This window comes from uncultured Sphingomonas sp. (assembly GCF_964243315.1).
Taxonomy (GTDB): Bacteria; Pseudomonadota; Alphaproteobacteria; order Sphingomonadales; family Sphingomonadaceae; genus Sphingomonas.
The window spans coordinates 55,124-68,095 of record NZ_CAXTEM010000012.1 but is presented as its reverse complement, the minus strand read 5'-3'; the positions used below and the strand labels follow the sequence as shown (position 1 = coordinate 68,095).

Sequence of the window (12,972 nt, the reverse complement as noted above, 5' to 3'; positions counted from 1 at the left end):
GCGTGGCGCCCATCATGCCGAAGCCGAGCAGCATCATTGCCCAGGTGGCGGGTTCCGGAATCGCGGCAGTGGGCACGATCGCGAGGTTGCGGATGGCGATATAGGAGTTGCTGAAGCGAATGCTCTTGATCGGGGCCGCGGTGTTGCCGAAGCCGAAAAAGCCGGGCTCCTCGAGGTCCATGCTGTGCTCGGTAAGCGCGATTCGCTCGAGCTCGTTGCCGGCCATGTCGAACGCGGTGATCGACGCGTCGTTATACAAATTACCCGCCCAGTTCACCTCGGCGAGGAAGCCGGTTATGGCGGTGTCGAAGTTCAGCGTGAACGACCCGGTGGCGCTGTTCAGGCCGAGCAGCGGCGTGCCCTCCCACGTGTCATGCTTATCGAAGCCCCAGGCACCTTCGTAACCGACATAGCCGTTATTAGTCGCGGTGAAGCTCACGCCAGGTGCGACGCTGGTCGGTCCGTTGGTCTTCTGGAAGGCACCAATCGTAAGCACGGAGCCGCCCGGCAAGCTGACGATCGGCGCGGCGAATGCCGGTGCGGCCAAGGTCATCAGGGCGGCGGCAGCGAACAAGTTAGTGAGCGTCTTCATGGATGAACCCCTGTAAAGATCTAGTTTGATGCATCACTGCACCGTCGCTATTCTTATGTCTCGTCCGGGCTGACAGATAAACAGCTGATTACCTTCCCGTTAACCCCAATCTGTTCCAAGCTTAGATGAAATCATGGCGTTAACCAGTACGCTTCATCTTTTCACCCGTGATCGGGTGCTTTCGATGGTACGCTCGACCACAGTAACTATGCAGCCGCTGATCATCCAGGGTTCGATCGCAAGATGATTCGCACGCTAGCGATCGTCATTGCCCGAACCGGGGCCGGTGGCTAAGCCCGAGCGGTGTCAACGCTGCGCGCCCTGTTCCGGCTTCATCCAGCTTTGGCGGCGTTGCTGGTCGCGGCTGCGCTGGCGATGAAGATGCTGGTGCCGAACGGGTACATGCCGGTGAACGGCGCGGATGGCATCACGCTCCAGCTCTGTCCGGGTGCCGCGGTAAGCGCGCCAGCGCCGATGGCGATGGCACACCATGCGATGACCGCTCCCGTCGACGACCACAGCGAGCACATGCCCGCGTCGAAGGCCGAACTGCCCTGCGCATTCGCGGGGCTGGCGGCGCCGGTGCTCGCCGCGGTCGATGCGGTGCTGCTTGCGGTCGCGCTCGCGTTCATGGCGGCGGTGATGCGCGGCACGCATCGTCCGGCACCGCGCTCGACGTCACGCCTGCGCCCACCACTCCGCGCGCCTCCCCTGCCCGCCTGACCACCGCCGGCGCCTGCGGGCGTCCAGGGCTTCATGATCGCGGCGCGGCGCACGGCGCCGCCGCGATCTCGTGCGCAGGATTCCATGATCTCATCACCTATCAGGATGGCTGCGGCCGTCTTTGCTCTATTGCCATCCGCGGCGCTCGCGCAGACCAGAAGCCGCGCGGCCGAACCGCGCGCCGGCGACATCGTCGTTACCGCTCGCTCGCTGTCGCCCACCGCGCAGGCGGCGGGGCAGACCGCTACCACGATCGACGACTCGGCGATCCGCGGAGTCCCCGCGACGACGATCGCCGATCTGGTCAAGCTGTCCCCCGGCGTCGCCGTCATCCAGGGCAATGGCCCGCGCGATATCGGGCTGTCGATCCGCGGATCCAATGCGCGGAACAGCTTCGGCGCGCGCAACATCCAGGTCTTCGAGGACGACTTTCCAGTCACCCAGCCGGATGGCCTGGCGCGGTTCGACCTTGCCGATCCGCATGCCTATGGCGCGATCGAGGTAGTGCGGGGGCCGTCGTCGACGCGATACGGCAATTACGCGCTAGGCGGCGCGGTCAACTTCCGCACGCGGCGCGGGCGCGATATCGACGGGCTCGATGTCGGCACCGATGTCGGCGGCGACGGCTATGGCAACGTCTACGCGACGCTCGGCCACGGCACCGACACGCTCGATTACAGCGTCTTCGGCAGCCTGGTCGGCGGGGTCGGCGCGACCGCGCATAGCGACTATCGAACCGCCACGATCAACGCGCTCGCTACCGCCTCCCTCGGTGCGAACGATCGCGTCGCCGCCAAGCTGATCTACAATGCGGGCGAGTTCAGGCTGTCGACGCGGCTGTCCTACGACCAGTATCTGGCCAACCCGTATCAGCAAGGATGCGCCAGCGCTGCGACCGCCGCGGCGGGCTGCGGGACGATCCAGGTGCTCGTCAATGGTCGCAACGGGCAGCGCATCGCGCAGACCGCTGCGGAGGGCGATCTCGCCCGCGACGATCGCCGCGCGATCCTCGGCGCGCGCTACGAACATGATTTTTCTCAGACCGCGACCTGGCGGACCCAGGCGACCTTCGACAGCCGGATCGTCTACCAGCCGACCAGCGCAACGCCGTTCCGCGGCGGCTTCGAAAGCTATAATTTCACCAGCGACGTCACCGCCGATCACCGGCTGGCGGGGATGCCCGCGACCGGCTTCGTCGGGATCTTCTACAATCATCTGGATAGCCGCAGCTTCAGCTTCAACAAGACGCCCGCGGGTCGCGACGGGTTCGGGGCGCCGACCCAGATCGTGATCGGCACGGTCGACAATGTCGGCGTGCGTGCGCGCGAGGATCTCGCGGTCACCCCGCGGCTGGGGCTGATTGTCGGCGTGGGGGCCGAGCGATCGACGATCGACGTCGCGCAGACCGCCTACAGCTATCCCCTGGCCAGCGCCGCGATCACCACCGCTCTGCCGGCGCGGCGGGTGTTCTGGAACGTGGCGCCTGACGTGGCGCTGCGCTGGCAGGCGATCGAGGCGGTAAAGCTGCATGCACGGCTCGCGACCGGCTATGGCATCCCGCAAGCCGGCAATCTGTTCGTCACCGCTGCGGGCGTGCCGGGCAACAACCTGTCGCTACGGCCCCAGCGCAACATCGGGCTGGACGTCGGCGCGGCGGTGGCGGTCGGCAAGCGGCTGGACGCGGAGATCACCGTCTATCGCGAGTGGTTCCGCGACGAACTCTTCGGCCAGTCGGCGGGGATCGACCTGCTCACCTATACCAGCAACGTACCGCGCTCGCTTCACCAGGGGCTCGAGATCGGCGCGAGCTGGCGTCCAGTCGCGGGGGCTCGGCTGTCGGCCAGCTATAGCTACAACGACCAGCATTATACCCGCTTCGAGGAGCGCTTGAGCGCGGGGCGATCGTCGCGCGTGTTCGATCGCGCGGGCAACGCCATCCCGGGGGTCGTGCCCACAGTGATCAACCTGCGCGCCGGCTATGACCGGCCGCACGGCATCGCGCAGGGGCTCGGCGGCTTCGTCGAGGCAACGCATCGGTCGCGCTACGCGATCGACAACGCCAATCTGCTGTCGGTGCCGGGGCACGTGCTGTTCAATCTGAACCTTCATTATGATCCGCCGGCAGCGGCGGGCAGTAACTGGTCGCGGATCGGCGTGTTCGTCGCGCTGCAGAACGTGTTCGACACGGTGCATGTCGGTTCCGCAGCTGTGATCAGCGACAGCCTGTCCGCCACGACCGGCGAGCAGAACCCCGTGAGCGTGCTGCGCACCACCACCGGATCGCTCTACGCGGGTGCACCGCGAACCATCTATGCCGGCATCAGGAGCCGCTTCCGATGAACGACCTCACCTCCGCGGCGGTCGTGCGCCGCTGGCCCGGACATAATGCGATCTGGCGGTGGCACTTCTATGCGTCGCTGTTCTGCATCCCGTTCGTGCTGTGGCTGTCGCTGACCGGCTCGATCTACCTGTTCCGGCCGCAGATCGAGGCGTGGATCGACCGGCCCTACGCGCATGTCGTGGGCGCCGGCACCTCCGCTACGGCCGCGGATCAGGTGCAGGCGGCGCTGCGCGCGGTGCCGGGATCGACGCTCGCCGCGTACGAGCTGCCCGCAAGGCCGGAGCAGGCGGTGCAGATGCTCCTGCGTACGCCCAGGGGCGACGTCCGCGTCTATGTGCATCCGCAGACGCTCGCGGTGCTGCACACCGTCGACGAGGAGTCGCGGATCATGCGAACCGTGTTCCGGCTACACGGCGAGCTGTTGGCGGGGCCGATCGGCTCCTATCTGGTCGAACTCGCGGCATCGTGGACGATCGTGATGATCCTGACCGGACTGGCGCTGTGGTGGCCGCGGGGCGGCGGTCTGGCGGGCGTGGTCTATCCACGATTGCGCGCCGGGGGGCGGCGGTTCTGGCGCGACATCCACGGCGTCACCGGCTTTTGGGTGTCGCTCGCGGCGTTGTTCCTGCTGCTGTCGGGGCTGCCCTGGGCGCAGGGTTGGGGCGGCTACCTGAAGCTGATCCGCCACGTCGCCGAGGGCGCGCCCGCCAAGCAGGATTGGAGCAGCGCGCATGGCGAGCATCACATGGCGATGCCGGCCGGCACCGGCGCACCGGGCCTGGAGGCGCTCGACCGTGTGGCGGCGACGGTGCGGCCACTGGCGCTGGCGCCGCCGGTGCTGATCGCGCCGCCGGTCGGCACGGGCGGTTCGTGGACCGCGAAATCCGACGCGGCGAACCGCCCGCTGCGCACCGATCTGACGATCGACGGACAGAGCGGGCGCCTGCTCACCCGGCGTGACTTCGCCCAACGGCGGCTGGTCGACCGCGTGGTGGGCTACGGCGTCGCGATCCACGAAGGGCAGGCGTTCGGCGTGCTCAACCAGCTGCTCAACCTGCTGACCGCGATCGGGCTGACGCTGCTGTCGATCAGCGGCGCGATCCTGTGGTGGCGCCGCCGCCCCACCGGCAAGCTCGGCGCCCCGCCGCCCCGCCCCGCCGCGCCGCTGGTGCACGGGTTCGCGATGGTGCTGGTGGGACTGGGTATGCTGCTGCCGTTGTTCGGCCTGTCGCTGGCGGTGGTTTTGGTGGCGGACCGGTTGGTGACGAGGCGTGCGGTGGTGTTGCGGCGGTCAGAGTCACGTAGCGGGCAGCGGCACCGGGCCTGATGCACGCGCAGACTCCGCCGGTAACTATCGGTATCGTAAGCTGAAGGAATAGCCGAATTGGCGCGATCAGGCGTCGTTTCGCCGCAAGGACTGGAACCGACAGCCCGACGACGAGATCAAGCGAGAGGATCGAAGCTACGCAGAAGGCGGCGAATTATGTCACGTTCTTCAGAATCATCAGCTTCGTTACCAGCAACTTGACCAACCAACGATCACTGCCCAGCCGAAGAAAGAATAACCCGCTGACTAGAAGAGCTGATACGAAGCTGACAGTTTCGATCAGTTCGCACCCACCAATCTGGTCTGGAAGCGGTGCGCGTCATCCAGCAGCGGGATTGCGACTGACTACCAGATGCGCACGATCAAACCCAGCGCTTTCCGTTGTGGACGCCAGCGTCTTAGTGCTTGACGTGAACCGAAGGTAGTCGCTCAGCGCTTCTGACTAGGCGAGGGAGCCATTGACTTGAGTATACGGGCGCGACCCTTGCACCGCAAGCCGAACGATGCCGTGTTTTGGAACAATTACCTCGCGAACTCCATAGCGGCACGCCGCTTCGGCGTGTCGGCAAGCGGCTGACCCGCGTACTCACGGATGCCCCAGGCGCCGTATTGCGAGATGGTGCCGGTGGCGGAGTAGAGGGTCATGGTGTCGTTAAAGATCGTCTTCCAATCGGTCAGGAACCGCTTGTAGACGTCGTACATCATCGGGCTCCGCTGCATCTGTGCGGCTGTCTCGGCGTTAGCGGCGGGCGGAACGATGTGCTGGCCGCCCTCATAGGCGATGTAACGCTTACCGTACTTGTCGGCCGCCGCCTTGTTCTCCTTTGCCTTGGCGATCGTGTTGGCACGCTGTGCCTCAAGCGTCACGAAGAGCGTGAACAGATCCGTGACGCCGGCATTCGCGCCGTTGAAAAAGCCGTGGCCGAAATAGGGCGCAGTCGCCAGCGCATCGACCCACTGCGCGGTATCGCGGAACTGCAGCATAGTGCGCGCCGTGTAGCTGTTGTCGTTCTGCGAGCTGATTACCCGCACCAGCCGGGCGGGCTGATCGGCAAAGACCGTGGTCAGGATCTTGTGCATCCACACCGACTTCTCGGCATAGCGCAGCAGGTTGTTGGCGTATTTGTCGGTCGAGAGGCCGGCTGCGAGACCCTCGTTGAGCGCCTGGGTGGCAACCGGGAAACTGAAGTTCCAGACTTCGTTCGACAGTTCGATATAGGCGCGATGTCCCGGCGCGAGCCGATCGTGGATCAGCTTGCCCAAGTTGCGCACATAGTTTTCGTCGGCATTGTACGGCACGGTGAACCAGGCGTCCGACCCTGCGGCGTTCGCTAGGTCGATCATATGCTCCAGCGGCACTCCATCATTTCCCGCAGGCGACAACCACCCTGGCGTCGTGCGGTTTTCCCAGGTGATATTTGCAGGATTGCCGTTGGTATTTGTCCAGTCGAGATAACGCAGCACACCGTATGGCTTCAAGTCGTCCACCGCGCGCTTGTCGAACTGACCGACGACCTCCAGGCCCGGCTCGCGACAGTCAAGGTTCCTGAACGGGTCGGACGTGTTTGCATCCGTTAGGTAAACCATGAGGTTTGGGCGCCCGGTTGGGTTCTTGACCCGGTCGAAGCCGGGCCATGTGAACGACACGCGATTGTTGGTCGCGCCCGACCGTACGTCACCGTCGAGCCTCACGGTTCCGCCACCCTCCCAGGTGCAGGTCACCGCGGTGGCAACGCCGGACCAGACGGTCTGCGGCACGTTCAGATACAACACGCCGCTACTGGCCGGATTGCCTGAGCTGCTTAGCTTCTCGGCCGCGACGCCGCCCCAGCCGGCGCTCGGGTCGCGCCAGCCACCTGAATGAAGCGCGAGGTTCGCGAAAGTACGCTCCGTACTATAATAGATGCTGCCCGCAACGTTGATTGCGAGGTCGAACGATCGTGTCGTGGGGATCGTCGCCGAGTTCGCTGTCGGGACTAAAACCGGTGTCGGCGTCGGCGACGGCACCGGCGTCGGTGTCACAACGGCTACGGGGGTCGGGGTGGGTGTCGGTGTCACCGTCGTCACGGGCGCAGCCGTCGGCGTCGGGGTCGGCGTCACGGGCGCGGCTGGCGCCGGTGCGGGGGTCGGCACTGGGGACGCCGAGCCTGAGGGAACGACCGTGACGGCACCCGCAGTTGCGGGGCCAGACGCCCCACCACCCCCGCCACCGCCGCACGCGGCAAGCAAGGTCGCGCCGGACAAGGCGAGCCACCGTCGCGCGCTCGACGATGCGCGACCGATATTTGGTCCGATACCGATGCCGTAAATGTCGATGCGACCCACCCGCTTACTCCCAATCTCGATGAGAGCTTTGTACCGGCAAGTGGTAATTAATCGGTGAAGCAGCGAATCTATCGCATTGGTTTACAACGATTAACTATGTTGTGTCTTCATGCTTCTTATCAGGCAAGCGGCAACGAGAAAGCTCGACAACGCTAAAGCGTTGCCGAGCTTTCTTCATCTCTCTTGCTGACTGGATCTACTTGCGCGCGAACTCCAGCGCGGCCCGCGCCTTCGGCGTTTCCGCCAGCGGCTGACCGGCATATTCGCGCATACCCCAGGAACCATACTGCGAGATCGTACCCGTGGCCGAATAGAGTGTCATCGTATCGCCGATCTGCGCCTTCCAGTCGGTCAGGAAGCGCTTGTACATATCGTACATCAGCGGGCTACGCTGCATGGCCGCATCGGTCACCGCATTCGCACCGGGAGCGACGATGTGCTGCCCACCTTCGTAAGCGATGAAGCGCTTGCCGTATTTAGCCGCGGCCGCCTTATTCTCGTTAGCTCGCACCAGCGTGTTGACGCGATGCGCCTCCAGGGAAACGAACAGCTTGGCGATATCGGTCACGCCTGCGTTGGTTCCGTTGAAGAATCCGTGGCCGAAATACGGTGCGGTCGCGAGCGCATCGATCCAGTTAGCGGTGTCGCGGAACTGCAGGATCGTTCGCGCAGTAAAGCTATTGTCGTTCTGCGAGCTGACCACGCGCACGAGCCGGCTCGGATTATCCACGAATGCTTCGGTCAGCATCTTGTGCATCCAGATCGACTTCTCGGCATAGCGCATTAGGTGGTTGCTATACTTGTCGGTCGACAGCTTCTCGGCGAGACCTTCGTTGAGCGCCTGTGTCGCGACCGGGAATTGAAAATTCCAGATCTCGTTCGACAATTCGAAATACGCGCGACGGCCGGGCTTGAGCCGATCGTGCACTAGCTTGCCCATGTTGCGGATGTAGGTCTCGTCGGCATTGTACGCGACCGTGAACCAAGGATCCGAGTCGGTGGCGTTGGCAAGATCGATCATGCGCTCGAGCGCCACGCCGTCGTTGCCCGTCTTTTCGAGCGTCGTCCGGCTCGCCCAAGTGACGTTTGCCGGATTGCCGTTGGTGTTCGACCAATCCAGAAAGCGCAGCACGCCGAATGGCTTCATGTCGTCGATGTAGCGTTGGTCGAACGCTCCGTTGGTGGCCAGCCCCGGTTCACGGCAGTCCAGCGCGCGGAAGGGATCTGCCGCGTTCGCGCCCGTGACGTAGATCAGGATGTTCGGCCGCCCGGTCCCGGTCTTGCCCTTCCAGGTAAAGGATACGCTGTTCTTGATGCCAGCAACGCGAGCATCGCCGTCGACCCTGACCGTCCCGCTGCCGAGCCAGGTGCACGTCACCGCGACGTCCCTGCCCGCCCAAACCGGTTGCGGCACGTTGAGCGCCAGCACGCCGCCAACGATCGGAAACCCATAACTGTTGAGCTTCTCGGCGACCATTGCGCCCCAACCCGCGCTCGGATCTTTCCAGGGGCCAGCGACCTCGGCCAGATTCGCGAACACGCGTTCGGTACCGTAGTACACGCTTCCCGCGACGTTGACGCCGACCTCGAAGCGCGGCCCGCTGGGGATAACGACCACGGGAGCCGCGACTTGCGGCGCTGCCTTCACCGGCTCCTTGATGACGAGGATCGCAGGCAAGTCCTTCGATTTGACCGCCCCCGCGGTCACGGCGATCGCTGCGGCGCTGCCGGCGACGGCGACCATCGCTGCGATCTTGGCGACGATGCTGGCGCTAGCGGCTGCCACCAATTTCGACTTCATGGTAGACGTCGCTGCGGAAGTGATGATGGTCACCGGAATTTGGCCCCTCTATTTAAGTCGTGGCCCAGATATTCCGCACAGGTTTACAACCTCTGAAATCTAACTTGTTTCTGCTTCTAACGCGTTGCTTTACAATTCGATGGTTAACATAGAACCAGTCATCACTCTGCTGAGAAGAACAGTCTTGGTTAATGAACCGAACTTGTCGGATATTCACCCGAATTGCTTGTGCCTAACGTGAGGTTAAACCTTCTTGCCGTCCCGTCATGAAACCCCGAGTCGCGCGGAGGTGGCGTTGCGGACCCGTCACGAAGCCGATATGAGCGCCCTGCCTGTGATTGCGGGCATGCCGAAGACCCTGTTCATGGCCTCCGCTGCCGACCGACCGAGGAAGACCACCGCATGAGCACGCCGCAATTGATCGTGCCGAAGCGCTTCGGCGACGCGCGCGGCTGGTTCACCGAAGTCTATTCGGAGCTGGCCTTTGCCGCCCGCGGAATCGACTGCAGGTTCGTGCAGGACAATCATTCGCTGTCGGTGCCGCGCTACACGTTGCGCGGCCTGCATTTTCAGACGCCGCCGCACGGTCAGGCCAAGCTCGTGCGGTGCATTCGCGGCAGCATCTTCGACGTCGCGGTCGACGTCCGCGCCGGATCCCCGACCTTCGGACACTATGTCGGCGCGGAACTCAGCGCCGAGAACGGGCACCAGCTGTTCGTTCCCGTCGGCTATGCGCACGGCTTCCTGACGCTGCAGGACGATTGCGAGGTGTCGTACAAGGTGTCCGATCTCTACGCCCCCGATTGCGACGGTGGGGTGCGCTGGGACGATCCGACGATCGCGATCGACTGGCCGATGCCCGCCGGCACCACGCCCGAACTATCCGCGAAGGACGCGGTACTGCCGCTGCTCGCCGCGTTCGACTCACCCTTCCCCTATGACGGTCAGCCGCTGACCCCGCTCGCTCAAGGATAATCATGCGCATCTTCGTCACCGGCGGCGCCGGCTTCATCGGTTCCGCGCTCGTCCGGCACCTCATCGACAATACCGAGCACGAGGTGCTCAACTTCGACAAGCTGACCTATGCGGGCACGCTGTCGACGGTGGAGCCGGTCTCAAACAGCAACCGCTACCGCTTCGTTAAGGGCGACATCTGCGACGGTGACGCGGTCTCCGCCGCGATTGCGGAGTTCCGCCCGCAGGTGATCACCCATCTCGCCGCAGAAAGCCATGTCGACCGCTCGATCGACGGTCCCGGCGCCTTCATCCAGACCAACGTGGTCGGCACCTTCGCGATGCTGACTGCCGCGCGCAGCTATTGGCAGAGCCTGGAGGGCGAAGACCGCGCCGCGTTCCGGTTCCACCATATCTCGACGGACGAGGTCTATGGCTCTCTGGGCGCCGAGGGGCTGTTTACCGAGGAGACGCCGTACGATCCGCGCTCGCCCTATTCGGCGTCCAAGGCAGGGTCCGACCATCTCGTCAGCGCCTGGGGACACACGTTCGGCCTGCCGGTGCTGATCACCAATTGTTCGAACAATTACGGGCCGTTCCACTTCCCGGAAAAGCTGATCCCGCTGATGATTGTGAAGGCGCTCGCTGGCGAGACGCTGCCGGTTTACGGCAAGGGCGATCAGATCCGCGACTGGCTGTTCGTCGAGGATCATGTCCGCGCGCTGCACGCGGTCTTCGAACGCGGCGAGCCCGGCCGAACCTATAATGTCGGGGGCAATTCGGAAAAGCAGAACCTTGAGGTCGTGCAGACCGTCTGCGCGATCCTCGACCGGCTGCGGCCACGCGCCGATGGCCAGCCCTATGCCAGCCAGATCGGCTATGTCGCCGACCGGCCCGGCCACGACAAGCGCTACGCGATCGACGCATCGCGGATCCGTGACGAGATCGGCTGGGAGCCGCGCGAGAGCTTCGACAGCGGCATCGAGAAGACCGTGGCCTGGTATCTCGCCAACGAGGCGTGGTGGCGGCCGATCGTTGCCGAGAGCAAGGCCGACCAGCGCCGCGGCCTCGCCGCGTGAAGCAGGTCCTCGTCACGGGCGGCAACGGTCAGCTCGGCACCGAACTCCGGCGCTTCGCCTGGCCGGAGGGCTGGGAAGCGGTCGGCATCGATATCGACGAGCTCGACCTGACCGACACCGCGGCAATCGCGGCCAAGGTCGCCGAACGCCCCTGGGCGGCGGTGATCAGCGGCGGCGCCTATACCGCGGTCGATAAGGCCGAGGACGACGTCGTCACCGCCTGGGCGGTTAACGCGCTTGCCCCCGCCGCGCTGGCGAAGGCGTGCAACGCCGCGGGCATCCCGGTCGTCCAGGTATCGACCGACTATGTGTTCGACGGCGGCCGCACCGGGGCGTGGGAGGTCGACGATCCCGTCGCGCCGCTCGGCGTTTACGGCGCATCGAAGCTTGGCGGTGAACTCGCGGTCCGCACCGCATGCGCGCGACACGCGATCGTCCGCACCGCCTGGGTGGTCAGCGCCCATGGCAACAACTTCATCAAGACGATGCTGCGGGTGGGCGCCACCCGAGACACGCTAAGCGTGGTCGACGATCAGCATGGCAGCCCCACCGCCGCCGCCGATCTTGCCGCGGTGCTGGCGACGATCGCGATGCGGCTCGCCGACGATGCCGACGCGCCGACTGGCACCTATCATTTCAGCAACGCCGGCTCGGTAACCTGGGCCGGTTTCGCCACCGAAATCTTCGCGCAGGCGAGCGCACGTGGCGGCCCCTCCCCCGTCGTCGTGTCCATCTCGACCGCGGAGTACCCGACCCCCGCGACCCGCCCTGCCAATTCGCTGCTCAGCCACGCTGCGATCGAACGCGACTACGGCATCCGCCCCCGCCCTTGGCAGGCGGCGCTTAGCGACATCCTCGACGAACTGATCGGATCGAACGCATGAAGGGCATTATTCTCGCCGGTGGCTCGGGCACCCGGCTGCACCCCGCGACGCTCGCGATCAACAAGCAGCTGCTGCCGATCTACGACAAGCCGATGATCTATTATCCGCTGTCGGTGCTGATGCTCGCCGACATCCGCGAGGTCCTGATCATCTCCAGCCCCGAGTTCCTCGGTAACTATCGCAGCCTGTTCGGCGACGGCAGCATGTTCGGGCTCGACATCTCCTACGCCGAGCAACCGCGACCCGAGGGCCTCGCCCAGGCGTTCACGATCGGTCGCGAGTTCATCGGCGGCGATAGCGTCGCGCTGGTGCTCGGCGACAACATCTTCTTCGGCGCCGGCTTGCAGGAGCTGTGCGCGAGCGCCACCCGCCGAACCCACGGCGCCACCGTATTCGCCTACCGCGTCGACGATCCCGAGCGCTACGGCGTCGTCGAGCTCGGCGAAGGCGGCCGCGCGATCAGCCTGGAAGAAAAGCCCGCTGCGCCGCGATCGAACATGGCGGTGACCGGCCTGTACTTCTACGACAACCGCGTCGTCGACTATGCCGCGAACCTGAAGCCCGGTGCGCGCGGCGAGTATGAGATTACCGACCTCAATCGCCTCTACATGGAGGCGGGCGACCTCTACGTGGAACAGATGGGGCGCGGTTATGCGTGGCTCGACACGGGGACCCACGACAGCCTGCTCGAAGCCAGCGAGTTCGTCCGCACCATCCAGCACCGGCAGGGCATCCAGATCGCCTGCCTTGAAGAGATCGCCTATCACAAGGGCTTCATCACCCGCGAACAAGCGGCGGAGCGTGGGCGGTTCTTCAGCAAAACCGCCTATGGGCGGGCGATCCTCGCGGCATTGGACTAGGAGCAAGCAGCTGGTTGCCCGGTAGGCGGGCGGCTGGCGCGCTCGACGCAACCGCTACCGCGGCGGAAGCCGAGGCTAAGGCTCGC

Annotated in this window: 10 protein-coding genes; 7 read left to right on the top strand and 3 right to left on the bottom strand. The window is 64.9% G+C overall.

All coding sequences use genetic code 11. From position 1 onward, the window contains the following. Window positions 1–592 (bottom strand): PEPxxWA-CTERM sorting domain-containing protein (locus ACFE77_RS06210; RefSeq protein WP_375420759.1); only part of this gene is annotated, 592 nt, incomplete at its 3' end. A 303-nt stretch (window positions 593–895) separates the two neighbouring features. On the opposite strand from ACFE77_RS06210, the gene ACFE77_RS06205 reads away from it, so the two are divergent. From ACFE77_RS06205 to ACFE77_RS06195, 3 genes are all read left to right on the top strand, one after another. Next, the gene (locus ACFE77_RS06205) at window positions 896–1,315 is read left to right on the top strand and encodes a hypothetical protein (RefSeq protein WP_375420758.1); all 420 of its coding nucleotides are present in this window, start codon (window positions 896–898) and stop codon (window positions 1,313–1,315) included. A 105-nt stretch (window positions 1,316–1,420) separates the two neighbouring features. Next, window positions 1,421–3,655, top strand: a complete 2,235-nt coding sequence (locus ACFE77_RS06200; protein WP_375420757.1) for a TonB-dependent receptor family protein — start codon at window positions 1,421–1,423, stop codon at window positions 3,653–3,655. Beyond that, complete coding sequence (locus tag ACFE77_RS06195) at window positions 3,652–4,983, top strand: PepSY-associated TM helix domain-containing protein (protein ID WP_375420756.1); 1,332 nt, start codon at window positions 3,652–3,654, stop codon at window positions 4,981–4,983. The genes ACFE77_RS06200 and ACFE77_RS06195 overlap by 4 nt, the downstream gene beginning before the upstream one ends. A 522-nt stretch (window positions 4,984–5,505) precedes the next feature. Here ACFE77_RS06195 and ACFE77_RS06190 read toward each other — a convergent pair. Both ACFE77_RS06190 and ACFE77_RS06185 read right to left on the bottom strand, forming a co-directional pair. Beyond that, on the bottom strand, window positions 5,506–7,050 hold the full coding sequence (locus tag ACFE77_RS06190) for a hypothetical protein (protein WP_375420755.1): 1,545 nt from the start codon (window positions 7,048–7,050) through the stop codon (window positions 5,506–5,508). A 454-nt stretch (window positions 7,051–7,504) separates the two neighbouring features. Then, the gene (locus tag ACFE77_RS06185; protein ID WP_375420754.1) at window positions 7,505–9,109 is read right to left on the bottom strand and encodes a hypothetical protein; all 1,605 of its coding nucleotides are present in this window, start codon (window positions 9,107–9,109) and stop codon (window positions 7,505–7,507) included. Window positions 9,110–9,511: 402 nt separating this feature from the next. Between ACFE77_RS06185 and rfbC the strand changes: the two genes are divergently transcribed. Genes rfbC through rfbA form a run of 4 tightly spaced genes read left to right on the top strand, consistent with a single transcriptional unit; the run spans window position 9,512 to window position 12,886 of the window. Then, window positions 9,512–10,084: a dTDP-4-dehydrorhamnose 3,5-epimerase gene (rfbC, locus tag ACFE77_RS06180; protein WP_375420753.1), complete on the top strand. Its 573-nt coding sequence runs from the start codon at window positions 9,512–9,514 to the stop codon at window positions 10,082–10,084. 2 nt (window positions 10,085–10,086) lie between these two features. Continuing rightward, window positions 10,087–11,142 (top strand): dTDP-glucose 4,6-dehydratase, encoded by a 1,056-nt coding sequence (gene rfbB, locus ACFE77_RS06175; protein ID WP_375420752.1) that lies wholly within the window; start codon window positions 10,087–10,089, stop codon window positions 11,140–11,142. Further along, complete coding sequence (gene rfbD / locus ACFE77_RS06170) at window positions 11,139–12,026, top strand: dTDP-4-dehydrorhamnose reductase (protein WP_375420751.1); 888 nt, start codon at window positions 11,139–11,141, stop codon at window positions 12,024–12,026. The genes rfbB and rfbD overlap by 4 nt, the downstream gene beginning before the upstream one ends. Further along, entirely contained in the window at window positions 12,023–12,886 is an 864-nt protein-coding gene (gene rfbA / locus ACFE77_RS06165; RefSeq protein ID WP_375420750.1) for a glucose-1-phosphate thymidylyltransferase RfbA, read from the top strand. Before rfbD ends, rfbA begins: the two co-directional genes overlap by 4 nt. The last annotated feature ends 86 nt before the right edge of the window (window positions 12,887–12,972 follow it).

Excerpts from the sequence above, each read along its gene's own strand:
- ACFE77_RS06200 (WP_375420757.1), top strand. The coding sequence starts at position 1,421 with ATGGCTGCGGCCGTCTTTGCTCTATTGCCATCCGCGGCGCTCGCGCAG.
- ACFE77_RS06195 (WP_375420756.1), top strand. The coding sequence starts at position 3,652 with ATGAACGACCTCACCTCCGCGGCGGTCGTGCGCCGCTGGCCCGGACAT.
- ACFE77_RS06185 (WP_375420754.1), bottom strand. The coding sequence starts at position 9,109 with ATGAAGTCGAAATTGGTGGCAGCCGCTAGCGCCAGCATCGTCGCCAAG.
- rfbC (WP_375420753.1), top strand. The coding sequence starts at position 9,512 with ATGAGCACGCCGCAATTGATCGTGCCGAAGCGCTTCGGCGACGCGCGC.
- rfbB (WP_375420752.1), top strand. The coding sequence starts at position 10,087 with ATGCGCATCTTCGTCACCGGCGGCGCCGGCTTCATCGGTTCCGCGCTC.
- rfbA (WP_375420750.1), top strand. The coding sequence starts at position 12,023 with ATGAAGGGCATTATTCTCGCCGGTGGCTCGGGCACCCGGCTGCACCCC.